Raw genomic sequence first — 23,587 nt, 5'->3', positions numbered from 1 at the left:
GTCGTCAACCTGCAGGGCGACGCGCCGCTCACGCCGCCCTGGTTCGTCGAGGCGCTGATCGCCGCCATGCGCGACAGGCCCGACGTCGCCGTCGCCACGCCGGTGCTGCGCTGCGATATCGAGGGCCTCGACAGCCTGCTCGCCGACCGCCGGGCGGGTCGGGTCGGCGCCACCACCGCGGTGTTCGGCGCCGACGGCCGCGCGCTCTACTTCTCGAAGGAAGTGATTCCCTTCACCGGCCGGGCGCTCGGGGCGGGCGAAGCCAGCCCGGTGTTCCACCATGTCGGCGTCTACGCCTACCGGCCCGAGGCGCTCAGGCGCTACGTCACCCTGGGCCAGGGGCCGCTCGAGCGCTGGGAGGGGCTCGAGCAGCTGCGCTTCCTCGAGAACGACGAGCCGGTGCTCTGCGTCGAGGTCGAGGCGCGCGGCGCGCGGTTTTGGGAACTCAACAATCCCGAGGACGTTGCCCTGATCGAGCGCGTCCTCGCCGAGCGGGGGATTGCCTGACCGCGCCCGGCGGTCTTCGGGAGGTCTTGCAGTCCAAGGCAGTGGCGCGGAACAATGCGCCGCCCCGGATTTCAGCCAAGGAGGGTCCCTTGCCGAGCCGCATCCGCACCGCCGTGTTCCCCGTCGCCGGTCTCGGCACCCGCTTCCTGCCCGCCACCAAGTCGGTGCCCAAGGAGATGCTGCCGCTGGTCGACCGGCCGCTGATCCAGTACGCCATCGACGAGGCGCGCGCCGCCGGGATCACCGACTTCATCTTCGTCACCGCGCGCGGCAAGAGCGCGCTCGAGGACTATTTCGACACCGCGCCCGAGCTCGAGCGCGAGCTCAAGCAGCGCGGCAAGCGCGAGGCGATGGCCGAGCTGGAGCGGACCGCCATGCCCTCGGGCGCCATCGCCTATGTGCGCCAGCAGGAGGCGCTGGGCCTGGGTCACGCGGTCTGGTGCGCGCGGCACCTGGTGGGCGAGGAGCCCTTCGCGGTGATCCTGCCCGACGACGTGATCGCCGGCGCCGAGCCCTGCCTCAAGCAGATGGTCGAGGGTTATGGCGAGGTTGGCGAGGGCGCCTCGATCCTGGCTGCCATGGAGGTGCCGCGCGAGCAGATCAGGAGCTACGGCGCGCTGGTGGTCGCGGGCGAGCAGGGCCAGCTGGTGCGCGCCTCGGGGCTGGTGGAGAAGCCCGCGCCCGAGGAGGCGCCCTCGAACCTCGCCGTGATCGGGCGCTATATCCTCAGCCCGCGCGTCATGCAGCACCTGTCCAAGATGAAGGAGGGCGCGGGCGGCGAGATCCAGCTCACCGACGCCATCGCCGACGAGGCCGCCGCCGGCGCCCCGGTGTTCGGCTACCGCTTCGAGGGCCGGCGCTACGACTGCGGCAACAAGCTGGGCTTCCTTGAGGCGACCGTGGCCTTCGCGCTGGAGCGCAGCGAGATGGCGGGCGATTTCGCGGCCTATCTGAAGGACACGGTGCGCGGGCTGTAAGGCGGCGCCTCGCCGCCGCATGAGGCGGGCGGGCGGCGCGCCTGGCCTCAGAAGGTCTGGTCGTAGGCCCCGACCGAGGGCTCGGCGCGGATCACCGCGTCGAGCGCGGCGAAGATCTGGCGCAGGTCGGCCTCGGACTCCGGGCTCTCGCAGACCACCACCAGGTTCGGCGTGTTCGACGAGGCGCGCACCAGCGCCCAGGCGCCGCCCTCCAGCATCACCCGGGAGCCGTTCACCGTGACCACCCGCTCGATGCGCCGGCTGCCCAGCCGGTCCATGCCCTCGAGCCGCCCGGTCAGCCGGGCGACGACGGCGTATTTCTCCTCGTCCGGGCAGGCGGGCGACATGGTCGGCGTCGAGAAGGTGCGGGGCAGGGCGCCCCTGAGCTGCGAAAGTTTTGCCTCGGGGTGGTGCTCGAGCAGCCGGCAGATCTCCACGGCGACCCGCAGCCCGTCGTCGTAGCCGCGCCCGACCGGCGGCGCCAGGAAGTAGTGGCCGGACTTCTCGAAGCCCGCCAGCGCGCCCAGCTCGCGCACGCGGCGCTTCATGTGGCTGTGCCCGGTCTTCCAGTAGTCGACCTTCGCGCCGGCGGCCCTCAGCACCGGGTCGGTGGCGAACAGGCCGGTGGACTTCACGTCGGCGACGAAGCCGGCGCCGGGGTGGCGGGCCACCAGGTCGCGGGCGAGGATCACGCCCATCTTGTCGGCGAAGATCTCCTCGCCGGTGTCGTCCACCACGCCGCAGCGGTCGCCGTCGCCGTCGAAGCCTAAGCCCAGGTCGGCGCCCGATTCGCGCACGGCGCGGGCCATGTCGTGCAGCATCTCCATGGCCTCGGGGTTCGGGTTGTAGTGCGGGAAGGACGCGTTGAGCCGGGTGTGCAGCGCGATCACCTCGGCGCCGATGCGCTCCATGAGCGCCGGCGCGAAGGCGCCCGCGGTGCCGTTGCCGGTGGCGCAGACCACGCGCAGCGGCCGCGACAGGCGGAAATCGCCCGCGAGGTCGTCGAGGTAGCGCCCCGCGACCCCGGCGACGCGGCGGTAGCCGCCGCCGGGGCGGGGCCGGCCGAGGCCGCCGAGCACGATGTCGCGCAGCCGCGCCATCTCGTCGGGGCCGTGGGTGAGCGGGCGCTCCATGCCGATCTTGACCCCGGTCCAGCCGTTCGGGTTGTGGCTGGCGGTGACCATCGCCACCGCCTGGGCATCGAGGTCGAACTGGGCGAAATAGGCCATCGGGCTGAGCGACAGCCCGATGTCGAGCACCTGCGCGCCGCCCTCGATCAGCCCCAGCATCAGGGCGCGGGCGACCGCCGGCGAGTAGCTGCGGAAGTCCATGCCGACGGCCACCGTCGCCGGCAGCCCCGCCTCGTGGAGCTGCGTCGCCAGCCCCAGCCCCAGCGCCTGCAGTCCGGCCAGGTTGATGTCCTGGGGGTAGCGCCAGCGCACGTCGTATTCGCGAAAGCCGGTGGGCCGGACCACCGGCTGCGTCACGCTCTCGACGCCGTCGGGCGGCGCCTCGGCCAGCGGCTTCGGGGTCGGCGCGGCGGGGCGGTCCCCGGTCATTCCGGCGCCAGCGGCCGCGCCTTGGCCACGCGGTCGAGCTCGACGAGGGTGTCGAGCAGCGCCGGCATTGCGGCCAGCGGGATCATGTTCCGCCTGTCCGAGGGCGCGTTGTCCGGGTCCGGGTGGGTCTCGATGAAGAAGCCGGCCACGCCCACGGCGGCGGCCGCGCGCGCCAGCACCGGCGCGAACTCGCGCTGGCCGCCCGAGGCGCTGCCCAGGCCCCCCGGCTGCTGCACCGAATGGGTGGCGTCGAAGATCACCGGGTAGCCCGTGCGTGCCATGATCGGCAGGCCGCGGAAGTCCGAGACCAGCGTGTTGTAGCCGAAGCTGGTGCCGCGCTCGCACAGCATGATGCTGCGGTTGCCGGTGGCGGCGACCTTGGCGGCGACGTTGGCCATGTCCCAGGGCGCGAGGAACTGGCCCTTCTTGACATTGATGGCGCGCCCCGTCTCGCCCGCCGCCAGCAACAGGTCGGTCTGGCGCGACAGGAAGGCGGGGATCTGCAGCACGTCGGCGACCTCGGCCGCGGCCTTGCAGTGGCCGGGCTCGTGCACGTCGGTGAGCACCGGGCAGCCGATCTGCCGGCGCACCTCGGCGAGGCATTCGAGCCCCTTGTCCATACCGAGGCCCCGCGCGCCCGCGAGCGAGCTGCGGTTTGCCTTGTCGTAGGAGGCCTTGAAGATCAGCCCGATGCCGCGCGCGGCGCAGACCTCGGCCAGCGCCCCGGCGATGTCGAGCGAGTGCTGCACCCCCTCGGCCTGGCAGGGGCCCGAGATCAGCGCGAAGGGCAAGGCGTTCGCGACCCGCACCGGGCCGATGGTGACGGTCTGTGCCGCGGCGGTGGTCATTTGGCTCCCCCCGTTGGTGCTGCCCACCTAAAGCCTGAATCGGGCCGCGATTGCAAGGCGGCTCGCCCGGCGGGCCGGGCGCATCTATATTAGCCCCATGAAGGACTGGCTGAGCCGTCTGCTGCATGCCTCCGGCGGAGAGCGCCCGCACCCCCAGGACGAGCGCGCCGCGCTGGCCGCCCTGCTGGTCGAAGCCGCCCGCACCGACGGCACCTATGACGAGCGCGAGCGCACCCGCATCGACCGCGTGCTCGCCACCCGCTTCGGCATCTCGGTGTGGGAGGCGGCGGCGCTGCGCGCCGAGGGCGAGACTGCGCAGGCCGGGGCCGTCGACCTGGTGCGCTTCACCCGCGCGGTGAAGGAATGCGTGCCGCACCGCGAGCGCGTCGGCATCATCGAGGCGCTGTGGGAGGTGGTCTATGCCGACGGCAGCCGCGACATGTACGAGAGCGCGCTGATCCGCCAGCTCGCCGGTCTGCTCTACGTCTCCGACCTCGACGCCGGGCTGGCGCGCCAGCGGGTGGCGAAGAAATACGGCATCGAGTGAATCTCGGGGCTACGCCGGCCCGGCCGCCCCTCACACCCCGTAATGCGCGCGGTACCAGGCGACGAAGCGGGCCAGCCCCTCGGCAAGCGGGGTGGCCGGGCTGAAGCCGACCTCGACCTCGAGCTCGGCGACATCGGCATAGGTCGCCGTCACGTCGCCCGGCTGCATCTGCACCGGCTCGCGCCTGGCCTTGCGCCCGGTCAGCTGCTCGAGCAGGCGCACCAGTTCGCCCAGCTCCTCGGGCCGCGCGTTGCCGACATTGTAGAGCCGGTGCGGCGCCCAGCTGCGGCCCGGGTCCGGGTTCGCGGCGTCGAAGCCGGGGTCGGGCGCGGGGGGGCGCGGGATCAGCCGCGCCACGCCCTCGACCACGTCGTCCACATAGGTGAAGTCGCGCCGCATCCGGCCGCGGTTGAACAGGCGGATCGGCCGATCCTCGTAGAGCGCTTTGGTGAACAGGAAATAGGCCATGTCGGGCCGGCCCCAGGGTCCGTAGACGGTGAAGAAGCGCAGGCCCGTGGCCGGCAGGCCGTAGAGGTGGCTGTAGCTGTGCGCCATCAGCTCGCCCGCCTTCTTGGTGGCGGCGTAGAGGCTGACCGGGTGGTCGACATTGTCGTGCACCGAGAAGGGCAGCTTCGCGTTGCCGCCATAGACCGAGCTCGAGGAGGCGTAGACGAGATGCGCCACGCCCCCCGCGCGGCAGGCCTCGAGCAGGTTGAGGAAGCCCGCGAGGTTCGCATCGGCATAGGCGTGCGGGTTCTCCAGCGAGTGGCGCACCCCCGCCTGCGCGGCCATGTTGACCACGTGGCGAAAGCCGTGCCGGTCGAACAGCCGCGCCAGCCCGTCGCGGTCGTTCAGGTCCATGGCCTCGAAGGCAAAGCCGGCGTGCCGGCCGAGCAGCGCCAGCCGGCCCCGCTTGAGCGCCACGTCGTAATACGGGCTGAGGTTGTCGATGCCGAGCACGGGAATGCCGGCGCCGAGCAGGCGCTCGGCCAGGTGGAAGCCGATGAAACCGGCCGCTCCGGTCACCAGCACCGGCTGCGCCCGGTCCAGTCTCGCGGCCCAGTCCGCCGGATCGGTCATCATGCCCTCCGCCGCGCCAGCCCCCGCAGGCACAATGCACGCAGGGCGTGCCCGCGCAAGCCCGGCCTCAGACGAAGGAGAGCAGCAGGAACAGCGCCAGCAGCACCGTCATCCACAGCGCCATGTAGCCGGTGGGCCGGGTGCGCGCCATGGCGCCCTCGGGGCCGTGGGTGCGGTAGACCTCCTCGAGGAAGCGCACCGCCGTGCGGTAGCCGCTGGCGGCCAGCGCCGTGTAGGTGCGGATCCACTGGCTCTCGAACTCCTCGGCGAACAGCGCGCCGGCGCGGCGCCACAGCCAGTCGACGTCGAGCGAGATCGTGCGCGTGCGCTTGATTACCGGCAGCGAGAGGAAGAAGGCCAGCACCGAGAACATCAGGAGCTGGAGCTGCTCGACCACGTGGTCCGGCACGTAGGGCGTGTAGTGCGGCGGATTGGGCAGCAGCCCGTAGAGCGCGCCGGGGAACACGCCGATACCGATGCACAGCGCCGCCATCAGGTACATGCCGAGCCGCATGTTCAAGGGCGGCTCGGGCGGGCGCAGGCCACTGTCCTTCTGGAAGAAGATGTACCAGGGCAGCTTGATGGCGACGAACAGCACGCCGGCCGCCGCCGCCATCAGCAGGAACCACACCGCCTGCATGTGCGCCTGGGCCGCGCCCGCGGTCATCAGCGACTTGGCCGGGAAGCCCGAGGTCAGCGGGAAGGCCGAGATCGAGAGCGCCCCGATCAGCGAGCAGATCGTGGTGCGTGGCATGGTGCGGAACAGCCCGCCCAGATCGGTGAACTTGGTCTTGCCGGTGACGTAGTAGGCCGAACCCGCCGACATCAGCAGCAGCGCCTTGTAGAGGATGTGCACGAAGGCGTGGCACGCCGCCCCGGCCAGCGCCAGCGGCGTGCCGATGCCGGTGGCGCAGACCATGAAGCCGACCTGGTTGATGATCGAGTAGCTCAGCTTGCGCCGGGTGTCGTTGTCGTTGAGCGCGTAGATCAGCCCGTAGAAGATCATGAACATGCCGAGCCAGATCAGCACCTCGGCGCCAGGAAAGCCGCGGATCAGCGTGTAGACCGCGGTCTTGGTGGTGAACGCCGACAGGTAGACCGAGCCCGAATACGAGGCCCTGGGATAGGCGTCGGGCAGCCAGGCGTGCAGCGGCGGCGCGCCTGTGTTGATCACGAAGCCCGCCAGGATCAGCCAGCGCGCCACCGTGTCGGGCTGCATGGCGTGGAAGGCGGTCGAGCCGGTGGCGGCGATCTCGCCGGCCACCCCGGTCATCAGCATCACGCCGCCCAGGAAGTGGATCACCGCATAGCGCAGCCCGGCCGCGCGCGCCTGCGCGCCGCCCGACCAGACCACCAGCGTGGAGGCCACGGCCATCAGTTCCCAGAACACGAAGACGGTGACCAGGTCGCCGGCGAAGGTGACGCCGACGGCGCTGCCCGAGTAGACCAGCGCGGCCGAGAGCTCGAGCAGGCTCTTCTGGTTGAGCGCGTAGAGGTTGCCGCCGAAGGCCATGATGGCGAAGACGGTGGCGAACATGCGCGTCAGCGCGTCGGCCCTGACCGGCACGATCTCCATGCCGAGATAGTGGAAGGAGAGCGCCGGGCCCTCGGGCACCGCCCAGACGGCCGCGAGCGTCAGGAGCGGCGCCACGAGCAGCAAAAGCGCGCGGGCGCGACGGGTGACCAGCGGCAGGATCAGCCCCGCCGCGATCAGGATCAGGCCGGGGGGGAAGGCGAAATCAGTCATCGTAATAGGTGTCCGGGCGCTTCACCACGGTGGCCAGCGCCTTGGCCACGAAGACCAGCGCCGCGCAGGCGGCGAAGCCGTACCAGGCGGCGAAGCCGAAGCTGCCGTCGATGCCGAAATGGCCCTCGCGGGGGAAGGCGAGCTGAGCCAGCAGCAGCACGACCAGCACCCCGGCCAGCGCCAGCCACAGGCCGCGGATGGTCGCCGGGCGCGCCAGCCAGTGCTCCGGCTCGCCGGGGGCGGGTGTTTTCGAGTCGCTCGTGTTCCTGTCGCTCATGGACTCACCTTTGCTGCGACCAGCGCGTGCGAGAGGTCGAACGGAATGGAGGGGAAGAAGAACATGCCCAGCGTCAGCAGCGCCGTCACCGTCAGCGCCAGCACCACCGGCACCGGGCTCTCGCCATGCGCGTGGTGCCCGGACGCGGGCGCGGGCGGGGCGCGGAAGAAGGCGCGGTAGACGATCGGCAGGAAATAGCTGGCGTTGAGGCAGGTCGAGACGATGATCACCGCCACCGCCACCCAGTTGTGGCTGGAGATGCCGCCTTGCAGCATGAACCACTTGGAGACGAAGCCCGCCGTCGGCGGCACCCCGATCATCGACAGCGCGCCCACCGCGAAGGCGCCCATGGTCCACGGCATCCGGCGGCCGATGCCGTCGAGCTGGCTGATCTCGGTGAGATGCGCCGCGGTGTAGATCGAGCCCGCGGCGAAGAACAGCGTGATCTTGGAGACCGCATGCGCGGCGATGTGCAGCGCCGCCCCGATCAGCGAGATCGGCGTCAGGATCGCCGCGGCCAGCACGATATAGGACAGCTGGCTGACGGTGGAATAGGCCAGCCTGAGCTTCAGGTTGTCCTGCATCAGCGCCACGATCGAGGCCACGATCACCGTGAATCCGGCGACGTAGACCAGCCAGTTGCCGGCGCCCGAGGCGGCGAGGAACTTGATGCCGAAGATATAGACGATCACCTTGACGATGGTGAAGACGCCGGCCTTGACCACGGCCACCGCGTGCAAGAGCGCCGAGACCGGGGTGGGCGCCACCATCGCCGAGGGCAGCCAGTAATGCATCGGCATCACCGCCGCCTTGCCGACGCCGAAGATGTAGAGCGCGAGCAGCACGCCGACCGCCAGGCCCGACAGCCCCGCCCCGGCCAGCACCCCGCCCGGCACGAAGTTCAGCGTGCCGGCCACCACCCCGGTCCAGATGATCGCCGGCAGGAACAGCATCATCGAGCTGCCGAGCAGCATCAGCAGATAGACCCGGCCCTTGGCCCTGGCCTCGGCGTCGCCGCGGTGCGTGACCAGCGGATAGGTCGACAGCGTCAGGATCTCGTAGAACAGGAACAGCGTGGCGAGGTTGGAGGCGAAGGCGACTCCCAGCGCCGAGGAGATCGCCACCGCGAAGCACATGTAGTAGGGCGTCTGGCGCGGCTCGGCGTTGCCGCGCATGTAGCCGATCGAGTAGATCGAGTTCACGATCCACAAGCCCGAGGCGATGGTGGCGAACAGCATGCCCAGGGGCTCGACGGCGAAGCCGATCGAGACGTCGAACGAGCCCGTGCCGGTGCCGAACACAAGCCAGTCCCCGGCCACGGGCCGCGCGCCGCCCAGCACGCGCATGAGCAGCTCCAGCACCGCCAGGAAGGTCAGGCCGGCGGTCACGAGCGTCACGCCCTCGCGCAGGTTGGGCCAGCGCCCGGCCAGGAAGATGCCGACCGCCCCGAGCGCGGGCAGCGCGATGGCCAGCAGCACCAGGGTCTCGCTCGTCATCCCGCTCATCGGTACCCCGCCAGCAGCAGATGGGCCGCCTGGCCGGCGATGCCCGCGTTGATCCGGGTGTCGAAGCCGAAATAGATCACCGCCAGCGTCAGCACCCAGGTGACCGCGACCATCTCCACGGGCGGCTTGCGCGGCGCCGCCGCGGCGCCGTCGGGGGCGCGGAACCAGGCGATCTCGACCACCCGGCCGATGTAGACGACGGCGAGCAGCGAGGAGAACACGATGACGCCGGCGAGCCACCACAGCCCCTGCTCCAGCGCGCCCTGGATCAGGTACCACTTGGAGACGAAGCCGGCCGTGCCCGGCACGCCGATCAGCCCCAGCCCGGCGACCACGAAGGCACCCATGGTCAGGGGCATGGTGCGCCCGACCCCGGCCATCTGATCGATCCGCGTGATGCCGGTGGCATAGACCATGCAGCCGATCGAGAGGAACAGCGCGCCCTTGATGATGGCGTGGTTGAAGATGTGGCTGATGCCGCCCGTCAGCCCGGTCTGGCTGACCAGCGCGATGCCCAGGATGATGTAGCCGACCTGCGCCACCGAGGAGTACGCCAGCATCCGCTTCACGTTGGTCTGGAAGATCGCCACCAGCGAGGGCGCCACCATGCCGATCACCGCCAGCACCAGCAGCATGTTGGCCGCCGCGGTGCCGCCGAAGGCGAGCTGCACGCCGAAGACCGAGAAGAAGAAGCGCAGCAGCACGTAGATCGCCACCTTGGTCGCCGTCGAGGCGAGGAAGGCGGTGGTGGACGACGGCGCGAAGGCATAGGCGTTGGGCAGCCACAGATGCAGCGGGAACAGCGCCAGCTTGAGCGCGATGCCGGTGCCGATGAAGGCCAGCGCCGCGATCAGCGCCCGGGTGTCCTCGACATGGTGCAGCTTGATGGCGATGTCCATCAGGTTCAGCGTGCCGGTCAGCAGCAGCAGAAGCCCGACGCCGATGACGTAGAAGGTGGCGCCGATGGTGCCGATCACCAGGTACTGGTAGGCCGAGACCAGCGCCCGGCGGTCGCGCCCCAGCGCGATCAGGATGTAGGTCGACAGCGAGGAGATCTCGAGGAAGACGAACAGGTTGAAGGCGTCGCCCGTGATCGAGATACCCAGGAGCCCGGCGAGGTTGAGCAGGAACACCGCGTAGTACCAGCCCTGCCGCTCGCGCGGGATCTCGTCGGCGATCGAGCGCGGCGCGTAGGTCATCACCAGCGCCGCCATGATCGAGACCAGGATCAAGAGGAAGGCATTCGCCAAGTCGACCCGGTACTCGATGCCCGCCGGCGGCGCCCAGTCGCCGATGTGATACGAGATCGGCCCGCCGGCCAGCACCTGCGCCAGAAGCGTGAACGCGATCACCGGCATGGCCCAGGAGGTGACGAAGGCGATCAGCCAGGCCGTGGGCCCGTGGCGCACCAGCGCCGCGGTCAGCGCCGCGATCAGCGGCACCACCACCTGCAGGGCGGGCAGGTGTTCGGCAAGGCTGATCCCCCCTGCCTCGGTCATTCGGCCCGGTCCTCGCGGTTGACGACATCCATCAGCTCGTCCTCCTCGATGGTGCCGTAGGCCTCGTTGATGCGCACCACGAGGGCGAGGCCGAGGGCGAGCGTGGCGATGCCGACCACGATGGCCGTCAGGATCAGCACGTGCGGCAGTGGGTTGGTGTAGACGTGGTAGTCCGGGCTGATGATCGGCGGCGTGCCGTGGAACACCTTCCCCGGGCTGAGATAGAGCAGGTAGACCGAGGTCTGGAACACCGACAGGCCCAACAGCGTCTTGATCAGGTTCGACCTGGCCACGACGATGTAGAGGCCCGCTACCATCAGGAAGATGGTGACGAAGTAGTTGTAGTGCGCGATCAGCTCGCCGATCACCGTCACTTCCGGCCCCTCCCCGCGAAGGCGTAGAAGATCGCCAGCATGGTGCCGGAGACGGTGACGAGCACGCCGATCTCGACCAGGAAGACGCCCCATTCCTGGCCGTGCGCGGGCTCGCGCGCCAGCGTGTTGTAGTCGAGATACATGCCCCCGGTGAGGATGCCGGCGACGCCGACGCCGGCGTAGATCATCACGCCCAGCGGCACCATGATCTCGACCAGCCAGATCGGCACCGCGCGCTGCGCCGCGTCGAGCCCGAAGATGATGGCATAGAGGATCACGCCCGCCGCCACGATTACCCCGGCCTGGAAGCCACCGCCCGGGCCGAAGTCGCCGTGCCACTGCACGTAGAGCGCGAACACGAAGATGAACGGCAGGAAGACCTTCGAGACGACGCGGAGCAGGGTGTCAAGGCGCATTCCGTCCTCCTCAGCCCTGCTTGCGGAAGCGGCGCAGCAGCACCAGCACGCCGATGCCCGCGGTGAAGATCACCGTGGTCTCGCCCAGCGTGTCGTAGCCGCGGTAGGAGGCCAGCACGGCGGTGACCACGTTGGGGATGTGCGTCTCGGGGAAGGTGCGCTGCAGGTACTCGAAGCCGACCCCGGTGTTCAGCGCCGAGCTGGCGTCGCCGAAGGGCGGCAGGCCCCAGGTGCCCCAGATCAGCACAGCGGCGGTGGCGGCGACGACGAACAGCGGCAGGACGGGCGAGTAGCGCGGCGGCGCCTCCTCGGTCTTGGTCAGGTAGAGCGCGCCCAGCGCCAGCACCATCGAGACGCCGGCGCCGACCGCGGCCTCGGTCATCGCCACGTCGACCGCATCGAGCACCAGCATCACCGAGGCCATGAGAAAGCTGTAGGCGCCGGTCAGCACCACCACGGCGAACAGGTTGCGCACGCGGATGATGCCGATGGTAACAGCCGCGATCAGCGTCAGCAGCACCATGTTGATGAATTCTTCCACAGGCTCAGCTCCCGCCCGAATCCGGATCGGGAAGGGGGCCGCGCGGGCCCATGGGCACGCCGGAGGAGGCGGGGTCGCGCGCCTCCTGGAGGGTCTCGGAGACCAGCGGCGCCTCGAGCCGCTCGCGCAGCTCGGGGAAGATGGTCACCGGCTCGGTGCGCGCCAGCCGGCCCTGGGCGTCGGCCAGGAGCGGCCACTCGCCGGCATGCAGCGCCGCGCGCGCCAGCGCGTGGGTCGCCACCGCGCCGCCGGTCCACAGCGCGATGACGATGAAGATCAGCTTGACCGCGACCAGCGTGAAGCCGGCCTGAAGCAGCATGCCGAACACCAGCAGCGCCAGCCCCAGCGTCTCGCCGACCGAGACCGCGTGCATGCGGGTGAACACCTCGGGCATGCGGTTCAGGCCGATGGCGCCGATGACATAGAAGACGCCGCCCGTGGTCAGCGCGATCCAGCTGAGGATGTCGAGCACCGCCGCCATCATTGCTGCTCCCGCCCGGGCTCCTGGGCGTGGCCGAGCGCGCCGTAGCGGAAGAACTTGAGCACGGCGAGGATGCCGATCAGGTTGAGCAGCACGTAGACCAGCGCGATGTCGAGGAAATCCGGCCGCCCGGTCATGAAGCCGAACAGCGCGAGCAGCAGGATGGCGGAGGTGCCGACGCTGTTGGCCGCCAAGAGCCGGTCGAAGGCAGTCGGTCCGATCAGCGCGCGCGCCACGGCCAGCGCCAGCGCCGCCAGCACCGCGACGATGGCGACGGCGAACATCATGCCGGCCCCTCCGCCGCCGCCCGGTCCATCCAGGCGACGCGGTGGTTCATCTCGTCGTCGGCGAAGCCCTCGGCGTTCTCGCGCGTGATGCAGTGCACCCAGATGGCCTTCTGCCGCTCGGAGACCTCGACCGAGATGGTGCCCGGCGTCAGCGTGATCGAGTTGGCGTAGACGGTCAGCCCCACGGCGGTCTTCTGCTCGGCCGCGACCTTCACCATGGTCGGCGAGATCGGAAGCCTGGGGTCGACGATGAGGCGCGCCACGGCAAGCGCCGAGAGCACCATCTGCCAGCCCAGCCAGGGCCAGTAGACCAGCCCGCGCGGCAGCATCTCGATGGGGAATCCCTCCTGGTCGGTGATTCCCTTGAACAGGCAGAAGCCGACCACGGCGAGCGTCAGCAGCGCGCCCGAGACCACGTACCACGGCTGGTAGTGGCCCGACAGAAGGAGCCAGTAGCCAAACAGCGTCAGCGTTATGAGGATCAGCCGGATCACGCCAGTCCCCGTTCCTCCCCTTGCCGCCCCGTGGGCCGTCTGCGCGGTCCTGGGCAGCGTTCGGCTGCCGCCTTGGCGGCATCTGCACCTATTTCGGCCCAGCGTCTTTAGCAAGCCAAATCCGGGCTGGAAAGACTGGAATCTAATATGCCACATACCTCCGCCTGCGGCGAAGCGCCCGCATTGCCGTCGGCGCTGGGCGCGATATTGTCGCGCGCATGGATGCTCTGGCCGATGGAGTTCTCGCCCGCATCGCCGGCTGCAGGCTCTGCGCCGGGCGCTTCGCCGCCACGGCCACCGGCCACGCGCCGCGCCCCGTGCTGCGCGCCGCGCCCAGCGCGCGGATCCTGGTGGCGGGTCAGGCGCCCGGCGCGCGCGTGCACGCCTCCGGCCTGCCCTTCGACGATCCCTCGGGCGACCGCCTGCGCGCCTGGATGGGCGTCGACCGCGCCACCTTCTACGACCTCGGCCGCGTCGCCGTGGTGCCGATGGCCTTCTGCTTCCCCGGCTACGACGCGCGCGGCGCCGACCTGCCGCCGCCCGCGGTCTGTGCCCGGACCTGGCGCGCCGAGCTGCTGGCCGCGCTGCCCAAGATCGAGCTGACGCTGCTGGTCGGCAGCTATGCCCAGGCCTGGCATCTGGGCGCGGCCCGCGGCCGCACGCTGACCGAGACCGTGCGCGCGTGGCGCGCCCACACGCCCACCATGCTGCCGCTGCCGCATCCGAGCTGGCGCAACACCGCCTGGCTCAAGCGCAACCCCTGGTTCGCCGAGGAGGTCCTGCCGTGGCTCAGGGCAGAAATCGCCCGGCTGCTTGGCTGAGCGCGTTGGCGCTCACGCTGCTGAGCGCCTGCGCCGTCGGGGGCGCACTGCCCGCGCCCTCGGGCCCGGTGCCCCCCGAGCACGTGCAGGCGTCAGGCGGCACCGAGCTCGCGCTGTCGCACTGGGACGCCAAGGGCGAGCCCCGCGCCGTGATCCTGGGCGTGCACGGCTTCGGCGACTACGGCCCCAGCACCTTCGAGTCGGCGGCCGAGTACTGGGCCACGCGCGGCATCACCACCTATGCCTACGACCAGCGCGGCTTCGGCCGGAACCCCTCGTTCGGCCGCTGGCCGGGGGCCAAGACGCTGGTCGAGGACCTGCGCGCCGTGGCCCGCCACATCCACGCGCGCCATCCCTGCCTGCCGCTGATCGTGGTCGGCCACTCGATGGGCGGCGGCGTCACGCTGGCCGCCGCCGGCGAGGGCCTGGACGCCCAGGGCCTGGTGCTCGCGGCCCCCGCCGTCTGGGGCGGCGACAAGATGAACCCGGCCTACCGGGTGCTTGCCTGGGCGGCGGCGCTGGTCTTGCCCGACGGGCGCTTCTCCGGCAAGGGCATCGTCTCGATCCAGGCCAGCGACAACATCCCGCTTCTGCGTGCGCTGGCACGCGATCCGCATTACCTCAAGCCGCCGAGCGCGCGCGAGCTCTACGGCCTCGTGCGCCTCTCGGACCTGGCCGAGGAGGCGGCCGCGCATGTCCGCCTGCCGGCGCTCCTGCTCTTGGGCGACAAGGACCAGATCACGCCGAACAAGAGCGTGCGCCAGGTGTTCCGGCGCCTCAAGGGCCCGCGCGAGGTGGTCACCTACCCCGACGGCTGGCACCTGCTGTTTCGCGACCTGCAGGCCGCCCGCGTATGGGGCGAGGTGGCCGACTGGGTGCTCTCGGGCATGCCGCGCCGGCCCGCCTGCACCACCCAAACCGCGCTCACGAGCCGCTGAGGAAGGGCGCCAGCGCGGCCAGCACGGCTTGCGGGTTCTCCTCCTGGCCGAAATGCCCGGCCTCGATCCGGGTGCCGGTCACGTCCGTGGCCCAGCCGCGCCAGATGCCCAGCGGGTCGCCGGTGGCGGCGGGAAAGCCGGTCGCGGCCCAGACCAGGTGCAGCGGCGCGCGGATGCGCCGCCCCGCCGCCCGGTCGGCCTCGTCATGGGCGCGGTCCAGCCCCGCCCCGGCCCGATAGTCGGCGCACATGGCGCGGATGCGCTCGGGCCGGGCGAAGGCCGCGCGATAGGCGGCCAGCGCGCGCGGGTCGAACGCCGCGAGCGTCCGCTCCCCGGCCCAACTCGCCAGCGTCCAGTCGAGATAGGCCACCGGGTCGGCCCCGATCATGCGCTCGGGCAGCGGCGCGGGCTGGGCGAGGAAGGTCCAGTGATAGGTCCTGAGCGCCATCTCGGCGTCGAAGCGGGCCCACATTTCCCAGGTCGGGATCACCTCGACGAGGCCCAGCCGCTCGATGCGCTCGGGCTGGTCCAGCGCCAGGCGATAGGCCACGCGCGCGCCGCGGTCGTGGCCCAGCAGCGAGAAGCGGGGAAAGCCCAGCCGCTGCATCAGCCGCGCCATGGCCTGGCCCATGGCCCGCTTGGTATAGGGAAATTGGTCCTCGCCCGGCGCCGGTGCGTCGCTGTCGCCATAGCCAGGCAGGTCGGCGACGACGCAGGTGAAATGCTCGGCGAGGCCCGGCGCCACCCGGTGCCAGGTGGCGTGGGTCTGCGGGTAGCCGTGCAACAGCAGGAGCGGCGGCCCCTTGCCGCCCACGCGGCAGTGCAGGCGCAGGCCGCCGCAGTCGATCCGCTCGCTGCCGAAGCCGGGGAACAGATCGTCCTGCATGACATCGCCTCCGTGATAGAGCCCGCCCGACGCTTGCCGCGGTTTTGGCACCCGGCTAGCCTCCGCGCAACCGAAGGGGCGAGACGGGGCGCGAGGCAGGGCGCGAGGCAGGGATGGCGGCACAGGACTGGTCGGCGGATGTGTTCGAGGCGATGCGGGCGCGCGAGATCGCCACCGTCGCCACCGTGCCCGATGGCGGGCTGACGCGGCTGCTCGGGATGTGCGAGGCCGACGCCGCGACCCGCGTCGTCACGCTCTCGACCGAGGAGGAGGGGGTGGGCGTGCTGGCCGGGCTCTGGCTCGGCGGCCGGCGCGCGATGATGGCGCTGCAGTCCTCGGGCGTGGGCAACTGCGTCAACGCGCTGGGCTATGCGCAGACGTTGCGCGCCCCCTGCCTGATGCTGGTGACTATGCGCGGGCAATGGGGCGAGTTCAACCCGTGGCAGGTCCCCATGGGCCAGGGCGCGCGAGCGGTGCTCGAGACGATGGGGGTCAAGTGCTTCCCGGTCGACCGCGCGGCGGAGGTCGGCGAGACCTTCGCGGCGGCCGCCGATCTCGCCTTCAACGGCAATCTCTCGGCCGCCGTGCTGGTCAGCCAGCGCATCATCGGCGCGAAGGGATTCGGCAAGAAGGGATTCGGCAAGCAGGGATTCGGCAAATAGGGGGCCGGAAGATGAGCGCATCCAACCTGATCCGGCGGCGCGAGCTGGTCTCCGCGCTTCTGGCGCGGCGCGCCGGGGCGCTGGTGGTGCCGGGGCTGGGCAGCCCCACCTGGGACTGCTTCGCCGCCGGCGACTCGCCCGAATACCTCTATTCGTGGGGCGGCATGGGGCTGGCGGTGCCCACCGCGCTCGGCCTGGCGCTGGCGCAGCCGGGCCGCCGCGTCATGGCGCTCACCGGGGACGGCGAGATGATGATGGGGATCGGCAGCCTCGCCGTGGTGGCGGCGCAGGCGCCCGAAAACCTGGCCATCCTGGTGCTCGACAACGAGAGCTTCGGCGAGACCGGGCGCCAGACGGGCCTGACCGCGGCGGGCACCGACCTGTGCGGCATCGCCCGCGGCGCCGGCATCGCGCGTACGCTCACCGTGACCGCGCTCGACCAGCTCGACGATCTGGCCGAGCTGATGTTTGCCGCCCCCGGCCCCGGCTTCGCCGTGGCCAAGATCGCCCTGACCGAGGAGCCCTGGGCGCTGCCCGAGAAGGACGGCGCGGTGATCGCGCGGCGCTTCCGCGCCGCCATCGGCGTCGACTGAGCGCGGCTTGCGCGGGCGGGGCTTTGCTCCTAGAACGCGCCCGAACTCCCCGCCGGATGGAGCGCGCCGATGTCGAATCCGAAGAAGGTCGTCCTCGCCTATTCGGGCGGGCTCGACACCTCGATCATCCTGAAATGGCTGCAGACCACCTATGGCTGCGAGGTGGTGACCTTCACCGCCGACCTCGGCCAGGGCGAGGAGTTGGAGCCGGCGCGCAAAAAGGCCGAGCTTCTGGGCATCCGCCCCGAGAACATCTACATCGAGGACCTGCGCGAGGAGTTCGTGCGTGACTTCGTGTCCCCGATGTTCCGCGCCAACGCGCAGTACGAGGGGCTCTACCTGCTCGGCACCTCGATCGCGCGGCCGCTGATCTCCAAGCGCATGGTCGAGATCGCGCGCGAGACCGGGGCCGACGCCATCGCCCATGGCGCCACCGGCAAGGGCAACGACCAGGTGCGCTTCGAGCTGGCGGCCTATGCGCTCGAGCCCGACATCCGCATCATCGCGCCCTGGCGGACATGGGACCTGACCAGCCGCACCAGGCTGCTCGAATGGGCCGAGGCGCACCAGGTGCCGGTGCCGCGCGACAAGCGCGGCGAGGCGCCGTTCTCGGTGGATGCGAACCTTCTGCATACCTCGTCGGAGGGCAAGGTGCTGGAGGACCCGGGCCAGTCGGCGCCCGATTACGTCTACCAGCGCACGGTGGCCCCCGAGGACGCCCCGGATACGCCGGAAGTCATTGAAATCGCGTTCGAAAACGGCGACGCGGTGGCCATCGACGGCAAGAAGCTGAGCCCCGCCGCGCTCCTGACCCAGCTCAACGACTACGGCCGCAGGCACGGCATCGGCCGCATCGACCTGGTGGAGAACCGCTATGTCGGCATGAAGTCGCGGGGGATCTACGAGACGCCGGGGGGGACGATCCTGCTGGCGGCGCACCGCGGCATCGAGTCGATCACGCTCGACCGGGGCGCCGCGCATCTCAAGGACGAGCTGATGCCGCGCTATGCCGAGCTGATCTACAACGGCTACTGGTTCAGCCCCGAGCGCGACATGCTCCAGGCGCTGATCGACCGCAGCCAGGAGCCGGTCAACGGCACCGTGAAGGTCAAGCTTTACAAGGGCCTGGCGCAGGTTATCGGGCGCGCCTCGCCCGACTCGCTCTACTCCGAGAGCCACGTCACCTTCGAAGACGACCGCGGCGCCTACGACCAGAAGGACGCCGAGGGCTTCATTCGCATCAACGCGCTGCGGCTGCGGCTGCTGGCCATGCGCGAGAAGCGGCGCAAGGGCTGAGCGGACGGGGGCGATTTTGGTCCGGATCCGTCGTGGTTAATTCTTACAGGTCTTATATAAGACCTGTAAGAATTTTCCGGGGCCGGACGCCGCCCGCGGGCAGGGTGAGCGGGCAGGGAGGAAGCGGCCATGGCGAAGGCCAGGCTCGACCATATCGTCGTCGCCGCGGCTGAGCTCGACCAGGGCCGCGCCTGGCTCGAGGCGCGGCTCGGCGTCCCGGCCCAGGGCGGCGGGCGGCACCTGCAGATGGGCACGCACAACGCGTTGTGGGGGCTGGGGGAGAGCTATCTCGAGCTGATCGCCATCGACCCCGACGGCCAGGCCCCCGCCCGGCCGCGCTGGTTCGGGCTGGACGACCCGGCGGTGCAGGCGCGGCTGGCCGGGGGACCGGCGCTGATCGCCTGGGCGGTGACGGTGGACGACCTCGCCGCGCTGCGCCCGCCGGTGCCATGCGAGCCGCCCGCGGGGTTTGCGCGCGACGATCTGACCTGGGAGGTGCGGCTGCCCAGGGACCGGGCGCTGCCGCTCGATGGCGCCTGGCCCCTGACCATCCGCTGGACGTCGGGGCTGCACCCCGCCAGGCGGCTCGACCCGCGGGGGCTCGCGCTCGAGCGGCTCGAGATCGGCGGCGCCGGGGCGGCGCCCACGCACGCGGCGCTGGGCGCGGTGGAGGGGCCGGTGGCCTTCACCGAGACCGGCGGACCGACCCGGCTCGGCGCCCTGATCCGGGCGCCGGGCGGCACGGTCAGCCTCTAGCCGGACCGGCGCGCGCCGCGGCCGGGCGATCCGGGGCCGCCAAGATTTTAATTGCCATGCCCCGGGGGTGCGGGTCAGACTGCCGCCGAGTCCGTATTTGCGTGCATCCAGGTCGAAGAGCACAATTCAGGTCTGCGCGCATCCCGACCGGTGCGGACGATTCACGGCCGCCGCCCTAATAGAAATCGACAAGACGCAGCGGCCAATAGCGGGAGGAGCCATGACAGTCCGTCCAGACCCGACCTTCCACGCCACGGCGAAGCTGGCGATGGAAGCCCCTGCGGAGAAGATCGCCTACACCTTGATGCTGAGCCCGGACTTCTCGAAGCCCGACGGGCTGGCGGTGGTCGATGTCGACCCCAAGTCCAAGAGCTACGGCAAGGTCGTGCACAAGGTGATGGTGCCGAACAAGGGCGACGAGTTCCACCATTTCGGCTGGAACGCCTGCTCGTCGGCGCTCTCGCCCATGCTCGGCCATCCCTTCCAGGAGCGCCGCTTCCTGATCATCCCGGGGTTGCGCTCCTCGCGCATCTACGTGGTCGACACCAAGCCCGAGGCGACCAAGGCCAAGATCCACAAGATCATCGAGCCCGAGGAGGTGTTCCGCAAGACCGGCTATTCGCGGCCCCACACCATCCATTGCGGGCCCGAGGGCATCTATGTCTCGACGCTGGGCGGGCGCGGCCCCGATGGCACCCAGGGACCGCCCGGCGTGTTCATCATGGACTGCGAGACCTTCGATGTGATCGGCCGCTGGGAGATCGACCGCGGCCCGCAGGACAAGCACTACGATTTCTGGTGGAACCTGCCGCGCGACTACATGGTCACCAGCGAATGGGCGCTGCCGCCGCAGTTCGAGAACGGCATCGTGCCCGAGGACCTGCTGGGCAACAAGTACGGCCACAGGCTGCACTTTTGGGACCTGCGCGCGCGGCGCAACGTGCAGACCATCGACCTGGGCGCCAACCACCAGATGGCGCTGGAGGTCAGGCCCGCGCACGACCCGATCAAGGAATACGGCTTCGTCGGCGTCGTGGTGGACACCACCAACCTCGAGGGCTCGATCTGGACCTGGTGGCGCGAGGGCGGCAAGTTCCACTGCAAGAAGACCGCCGTGGTGCCGCCCGAGCCGGCCGACGCCGACAAGCTGCCGCCGCTGCTCAAGGGCTTCGGCGCCGTGCCGCCGCTGATCACCGACATCGATCTGTCGCTCGACGACCGCTTCCTCTATGTCGCCTGCTGGGGCACCGGCGAGATGCGCCAGTACGACGTGAGCGACCCGTTCAAGCCCGAGCTGGTCGGCTCGGTGCATGTGGGCGGCATCGCCCGGCGCACCAAGCACCCGAACGGCAAGGACTTCGGCGGCGGGCCGCAGATGGTCGAGATCAGCCGCGACGGCAAGCGGGTCTACTGGACCAACTCGCTCTACTCGACCTGGGACACCCAGTTCTATCCCGACGGCGTGCCCGGCGCGATGGTCAAGGCCGATGTCGGCGCCAAGGGCGGGCTCAAGCTCGACAAGAAATTCTGGGTCGAGTTCCCCAAGGGCTACGGCACCCACCAGATCCGGCTCGAGGGAGGCGACTGCTCGACCGAGTCCTTCTGCTACCCGTCCGTCTGACGGTGCCCGACGCCCAGTGGACCACGGTCGGCCTGTGGCTGGCCGTGGTCGCCAGCGGCATGTATCACGGGGTCAATCCGGGCATGGGTTGGCCCCTCGCCGTCTCGGCCGGACTGATGGGGCGCGGGCGGCGCGACGTGGCCGCGGCGCTGCCGCCGCTGGCCCTGGGGCACCTCGTGGCCATGCTGATGATCCTGCTGCCGTTCGCGCTGCTCACGGCGCTGATGGGGTGGGAGCACGTGATCCGCATGGGTGCGAGCCTCGGGGTCATCGCCTTCGGCGTGTTCCGGCTGATCTGGCGCCGGCATCCGCGCGCGCTGGCCCGGATCCCGCCGACGCGCATGGCGCTGTGGTCGTTCGCCATCGCCACGGCGCACGGCGCGGGCTTCATGCTGCTGCCGATCTATCTGGGGCTGTGCACCAATCCCAGCGCCGCCGGCGCCGGGCACGAGGCGGCCTCGATCCTGATGACGCAGAATACGGCCACGGCGGTGCTGGTCGCCTCGGTGCACGCGCTGGCGATGGTCACGGCCGGCGGGCTGATTGCCTTTGCCGTGCATGGCTGGCTGGGCATCCGGGTGTTGTCGCGCAGCTGGTTCAACCTCGACCTGGTCTGGGCGCTGAGTCTGATCCTGATCGGCGGCATCGGCCTGGTGCTGGCCTGAGGCGGCACCAGGCCCGGATTCCACACCTGCTTCTCGGGCAAAGCGTCGCACCCGGCCGGTTTTGGCCGGATAGGCTTTGACGCTCGCCGGGCTTGAGAGTATCCTTTCTTTTCAAGGCGATCCGGGTTCGGACTGGCGAACTAAAGAGATCGTGGCGGTGTGCCGCGGCTGGCTAACGCCGTGGCCGAGCAGCGACCCCTTCGTTCGGCGTCCGATCCAGACGGACCGCCGTGACGAGAGGGGGACTTTCAGATGAGAGTGTCTAAAAATAAGGTGCGGGCGGAGTCCGCACGCAGTGGCCCTGCGGCTTGCGCGCGCATGGCCGGGCTGACCGGTGCGTTGCGGTTGCGCGGGCTGATCGCCATTTGCCTGATCGGCATCTTCGCACCGGTCGACAGCGCCTATGCCATACCGCCCTTTGCGCGGCAGACGGGGCTTGAGTGCAATGCCTGCCACACGGTGTATCCGCAGCTCACGGCGCTGGGGCGGCAGTTCAAGCTGAACGGCTACACCATGGGCCAGGCGCCGTTCTACGAGAAGTTCGGCGCCTGGGCGCAGGCCTCGTTCACCCACACCGCCAAGGACCAGCCCGACGATGCGGCGCCGCATTTCGGCAAGAACGACAATTTCGCGCTGGACCAGGTCAGCCTGTTCTACGGCGGCAAGCTGTTCGGCAAGATCGGCGCCTTCTTGCAGGGCACCTATGACGGGGTCGGGCGGGTCTTCGCCTGGGACAACATGGACGTGCGCTTCGCCGACACCGCCAGCATCGGCGGCGGCAACCTGGTCTACGGCGTCAGCCTCAACAACAGCCCGGGCGTGCAGGACGTGCTGAACAGCAGCCCGGTCTGGGGCTTCCCCTTCGACGGCTCGGCGCTGGCGCCGGCGCCCGCGGCGGGGCCGCTGATCGCCGAGGGTCTGGGCCAGATCGCGGCGGGGGCGACCGTCTATGCCATGTGGAACAATGCCTTCTACGGCGAGGCGGGCGCCTATCACACGCTGTCGCATGCGAGTATCGACACGCTGACCGGCGATTCGGAAGGCACGCCGCAGTCCGACGGGCCCGCGCCCTACTGGCGCTTCTTCTGGCAGACCGACTGGGGCAAGAGCAATCTCGCGCTCGGCACCTTCGGGCTTTACGCACCGCTCTATCCCGACGGTGATAAGAGCCAGGGATCCGATGCCTATACCGATATCGGGGTTGACGCGCAGTACCAGTACATGGGCCAGCGCGACAGCGTCACCGCCCGCATGAACTTCATCCAGGAGTACCAGGACCTGCATGCGAGCCACGCGCTGGGCAACGCCGACAACAACTCCAACCAGCTGAGCAGCTTCAATGCGAGTGCCAGCTATCTCTACGACAAGACGCTGCAGTTCACCGCCGGAGGCGGCGTTGTGTGGGGCGACAGCGATGCCGCTTACTACGGCACCACGAACGGCTCGCCGGACAGCCAGAACGTGACCCTGCAGGTCGACTATCTGCCGCTGAACAAGACGCCGTGGAAGACCTATCCGTGGTTCAACCCGCGGCTGAGCCTGCAATACGTGCACTATTTCGAGTTCGACGGAAGCACGCACAATGTCGATGGCGCCGGCCGGAACGCCGGGGACAACGACACGGTCTGGGCGCTCCTGACGCTCACCTTCTGAGCCCGCGAGCCTCGCAGGCCCGACAAGGGGCCTGCCCGTGAGAAAGGCGCCCGCCGCGGCCGCGGCGGGCGCCTAAATCGTTCCGGGTCTCAGCCGCGCGAGAGTGCGTCGAAGGCGGCGAGCGCCTTGGCGCCGAAGATCATCGAGGGGCCGCCGCCCATGTAGACGCACATGGCGATGGTCTCGGCCACCTCCTCGCGCGTGGCGCCGTGGCGCATGGCGGCCTTGGCGTGGAAGGCGATGCAGCCGTCGCAGCGGATGGCGACGCCGATCGCCAGCGCCATCAGCTCCTTCGTCTTGGGATCGAGCGCGCCCCTGGCGGTGGCGGCCTTGGCCAGCCGGGCGAAACCGGTGGCGGGCTCGGGGATGGCCTTCCTGAGCGACGCCATCTCGGCGTTGGTCTCGTCGAGGAAATCGGTCCAGTTCATCGCGGGTCTCCGGGCTGTTGCTTGGCGCCCGATCCTAGCAGCGCGCCCGGCGGCGCGGCGTTGCGGCAGATCAAGGGCGGGCCGCGCCTGTGCGCTGACGGCGCGCGGAGCGTCGCGATTGGGCTCGCG

27 protein-coding genes are annotated in these 23,587 nt (G+C 70.3%); 12 read left to right on the top strand and 15 right to left on the bottom strand.

Features of this window, described 5'->3' with window-relative positions:
• A partial coding sequence (locus AC32QD_RS00135) for a cytidylyltransferase domain-containing protein (protein WP_492008444.1) occupies nucleotides 1-507 on the top strand: 507 nt, incomplete at its 5' end.
• Nucleotides 508-596: 89 nt separating this feature from the next.
• Entirely contained in the window at nucleotides 597-1,484 is an 888-nt protein-coding gene (gene galU / locus AC32QD_RS00130) for a UTP--glucose-1-phosphate uridylyltransferase GalU (protein WP_492008443.1), read from the top strand.
• A gap of 47 nt (nucleotides 1,485-1,531) precedes the next feature.
• Here galU and AC32QD_RS00125 read toward each other — a convergent pair whose 3' ends face one another.
• On the bottom strand, nucleotides 1,532-3,043 hold the full coding sequence (locus AC32QD_RS00125) for a phosphomannomutase/phosphoglucomutase (RefSeq protein WP_492008442.1): 1,512 nt from the start codon (nucleotides 3,041-3,043) through the stop codon (nucleotides 1,532-1,534).
• Nucleotides 3,040-3,891: a 3-deoxy-8-phosphooctulonate synthase gene (kdsA, locus tag AC32QD_RS00120; RefSeq protein WP_492008441.1), complete on the bottom strand. Its 852-nt coding sequence runs from the start codon at nucleotides 3,889-3,891 to the stop codon at nucleotides 3,040-3,042. Before kdsA ends, AC32QD_RS00125 begins: the two co-directional genes overlap by 4 nt.
• 97 nt (nucleotides 3,892-3,988) lie before the next feature.
• Between kdsA and AC32QD_RS00115 the strand changes: the two genes are divergently transcribed.
• Nucleotides 3,989-4,438 carry a tellurite resistance TerB family protein gene (locus tag AC32QD_RS00115; RefSeq protein ID WP_492008440.1) on the top strand — a complete coding sequence of 150 codons (450 nt, stop codon included), beginning with the start codon at nucleotides 3,989-3,991 and terminating at the stop codon, nucleotides 4,436-4,438.
• 30 nt (nucleotides 4,439-4,468) lie between these two features.
• Here the strand turns inward: AC32QD_RS00115 and AC32QD_RS00110 are convergent, their stop codons facing one another.
• The 11 genes from AC32QD_RS00110 to AC32QD_RS00060 all read right to left on the bottom strand — a co-directional run bounded on the left by AC32QD_RS00110 (nucleotide 4,469) and on the right by AC32QD_RS00060 (nucleotide 13,139).
• The gene (locus AC32QD_RS00110) at nucleotides 4,469-5,518 is read right to left on the bottom strand and encodes an NAD-dependent epimerase (RefSeq protein WP_492008439.1); all 1,050 of its coding nucleotides are present in this window, start codon (nucleotides 5,516-5,518) and stop codon (nucleotides 4,469-4,471) included.
• Between the two features lie 67 nt (nucleotides 5,519-5,585).
• Nucleotides 5,586-7,265: a Na(+)/H(+) antiporter subunit D gene (locus tag AC32QD_RS00105; protein WP_492008438.1), complete on the bottom strand. Its 1,680-nt coding sequence runs from the start codon at nucleotides 7,263-7,265 to the stop codon at nucleotides 5,586-5,588.
• On the bottom strand, nucleotides 7,258-7,542 hold the full coding sequence (locus tag AC32QD_RS00100; RefSeq protein ID WP_492008437.1) for a hypothetical protein: 285 nt from the start codon (nucleotides 7,540-7,542) through the stop codon (nucleotides 7,258-7,260). Before AC32QD_RS00100 ends, AC32QD_RS00105 begins: the two co-directional genes overlap by 8 nt.
• Entirely contained in the window at nucleotides 7,539-9,038 is a 1,500-nt protein-coding gene (locus AC32QD_RS00095; RefSeq protein ID WP_492008436.1) for a monovalent cation/H+ antiporter subunit D family protein, read from the bottom strand. Before AC32QD_RS00095 ends, AC32QD_RS00100 begins: the two co-directional genes overlap by 4 nt.
• 5 nt (nucleotides 9,039-9,043) lie before the next feature.
• Nucleotides 9,044-10,546, bottom strand: a complete 1,503-nt coding sequence (locus tag AC32QD_RS00090; protein WP_492008435.1) for a monovalent cation/H+ antiporter subunit D family protein — start codon at nucleotides 10,544-10,546, stop codon at nucleotides 9,044-9,046.
• Nucleotides 10,543-10,920: a cation:proton antiporter subunit C gene (locus AC32QD_RS00085; RefSeq protein WP_492008434.1), complete on the bottom strand. Its 378-nt coding sequence runs from the start codon at nucleotides 10,918-10,920 to the stop codon at nucleotides 10,543-10,545. Before AC32QD_RS00085 ends, AC32QD_RS00090 begins: the two co-directional genes overlap by 4 nt.
• Nucleotides 10,917-11,336: a Na(+)/H(+) antiporter subunit B gene (locus AC32QD_RS00080; protein WP_492008433.1), complete on the bottom strand. Its 420-nt coding sequence runs from the start codon at nucleotides 11,334-11,336 to the stop codon at nucleotides 10,917-10,919. The genes AC32QD_RS00085 and AC32QD_RS00080 overlap by 4 nt, the downstream gene beginning before the upstream one ends.
• A gap of 10 nt (nucleotides 11,337-11,346) precedes the next feature.
• Nucleotides 11,347-11,877: a DUF4040 domain-containing protein gene (locus AC32QD_RS00075; RefSeq protein WP_492008432.1), complete on the bottom strand. Its 531-nt coding sequence runs from the start codon at nucleotides 11,875-11,877 to the stop codon at nucleotides 11,347-11,349.
• A gap of 4 nt (nucleotides 11,878-11,881) precedes the next feature.
• Complete coding sequence (locus tag AC32QD_RS00070) at nucleotides 11,882-12,361, bottom strand: cation:proton antiporter (RefSeq protein ID WP_492008431.1); 480 nt, start codon at nucleotides 12,359-12,361, stop codon at nucleotides 11,882-11,884.
• A complete protein-coding gene (locus tag AC32QD_RS00065) occupies nucleotides 12,358-12,645 on the bottom strand; it encodes an MrpF/PhaF family protein (RefSeq protein WP_492008430.1) in 288 nt (95 codons plus the stop codon). Before AC32QD_RS00065 ends, AC32QD_RS00070 begins: the two co-directional genes overlap by 4 nt.
• Complete coding sequence (locus AC32QD_RS00060) at nucleotides 12,642-13,139, bottom strand: Na+/H+ antiporter subunit E (protein ID WP_492008429.1); 498 nt, start codon at nucleotides 13,137-13,139, stop codon at nucleotides 12,642-12,644. The genes AC32QD_RS00065 and AC32QD_RS00060 overlap by 4 nt, the downstream gene beginning before the upstream one ends.
• Before the next feature lie 218 nt (nucleotides 13,140-13,357).
• Here AC32QD_RS00060 and AC32QD_RS00055 point away from each other — a divergent pair, with 218 nt between their 5' ends.
• The gene (locus AC32QD_RS00055) at nucleotides 13,358-13,960 is read left to right on the top strand and encodes a uracil-DNA glycosylase family protein (RefSeq protein WP_492008428.1); all 603 of its coding nucleotides are present in this window, start codon (nucleotides 13,358-13,360) and stop codon (nucleotides 13,958-13,960) included.
• Complete coding sequence (locus AC32QD_RS00050) at nucleotides 13,924-14,898, top strand: alpha/beta hydrolase (protein ID WP_492008427.1); 975 nt, start codon at nucleotides 13,924-13,926, stop codon at nucleotides 14,896-14,898. The genes AC32QD_RS00055 and AC32QD_RS00050 overlap by 37 nt, the downstream gene beginning before the upstream one ends.
• Here AC32QD_RS00050 and AC32QD_RS00045 read toward each other — a convergent pair.
• On the bottom strand, nucleotides 14,885-15,784 hold the full coding sequence (locus AC32QD_RS00045; protein ID WP_492008426.1) for an alpha/beta fold hydrolase: 900 nt from the start codon (nucleotides 15,782-15,784) through the stop codon (nucleotides 14,885-14,887). The genes AC32QD_RS00050 and AC32QD_RS00045 overlap by 14 nt on opposite strands.
• A gap of 113 nt (nucleotides 15,785-15,897) precedes the next feature.
• Here AC32QD_RS00045 and AC32QD_RS00040 point away from each other — a divergent pair, with 113 nt between their 5' ends.
• From AC32QD_RS00040 to AC32QD_RS00010, 7 genes are all read left to right on the top strand, one after another.
• Complete coding sequence (locus tag AC32QD_RS00040) at nucleotides 15,898-16,446, top strand: thiamine pyrophosphate-binding protein (protein WP_492008425.1); 549 nt, start codon at nucleotides 15,898-15,900, stop codon at nucleotides 16,444-16,446.
• An 11-nt stretch (nucleotides 16,447-16,457) separates the two neighbouring features.
• Nucleotides 16,458-17,039: a thiamine pyrophosphate-dependent enzyme gene (locus AC32QD_RS00035; protein WP_492008424.1), complete on the top strand. Its 582-nt coding sequence runs from the start codon at nucleotides 16,458-16,460 to the stop codon at nucleotides 17,037-17,039.
• A 69-nt stretch (nucleotides 17,040-17,108) separates the two neighbouring features.
• Nucleotides 17,109-18,335 (top strand): argininosuccinate synthase, encoded by a 1,227-nt coding sequence (locus tag AC32QD_RS00030; protein ID WP_492008423.1) that lies wholly within the window; start codon nucleotides 17,109-17,111, stop codon nucleotides 18,333-18,335.
• A 129-nt stretch (nucleotides 18,336-18,464) separates the two neighbouring features.
• On the top strand, nucleotides 18,465-19,091 hold the full coding sequence (locus AC32QD_RS00025; protein WP_492008422.1) for a VOC family protein: 627 nt from the start codon (nucleotides 18,465-18,467) through the stop codon (nucleotides 19,089-19,091).
• Between the two features lie 220 nt (nucleotides 19,092-19,311).
• Nucleotides 19,312-20,712 carry a selenium-binding protein SBP56-related protein gene (locus AC32QD_RS00020; protein ID WP_492008421.1) on the top strand — a complete coding sequence of 467 codons (1,401 nt, stop codon included), beginning with the start codon at nucleotides 19,312-19,314 and terminating at the stop codon, nucleotides 20,710-20,712.
• 2 nt (nucleotides 20,713-20,714) lie between these two features.
• Nucleotides 20,715-21,377, top strand: a complete 663-nt coding sequence (locus tag AC32QD_RS00015; protein WP_492008420.1) for a hypothetical protein — start codon at nucleotides 20,715-20,717, stop codon at nucleotides 21,375-21,377.
• A 318-nt stretch (nucleotides 21,378-21,695) separates the two neighbouring features.
• The gene (locus AC32QD_RS00010) at nucleotides 21,696-23,030 is read left to right on the top strand and encodes a hypothetical protein (RefSeq protein WP_492008419.1); all 1,335 of its coding nucleotides are present in this window, start codon (nucleotides 21,696-21,698) and stop codon (nucleotides 23,028-23,030) included.
• Between the two features lie 89 nt (nucleotides 23,031-23,119).
• Here AC32QD_RS00010 and AC32QD_RS00005 read toward each other — a convergent pair whose 3' ends face one another.
• Entirely contained in the window at nucleotides 23,120-23,458 is a 339-nt protein-coding gene (locus tag AC32QD_RS00005) for a carboxymuconolactone decarboxylase family protein (RefSeq protein WP_492008418.1), read from the bottom strand.
• Between the last annotated feature and the right edge of the window lie 129 nt (nucleotides 23,459-23,587).

It is taken from the genome of Thermohalobaculum sp. (assembly GCF_058622915.1).
This window is presented reverse-complemented; position numbering and strand designations above follow the sequence as displayed.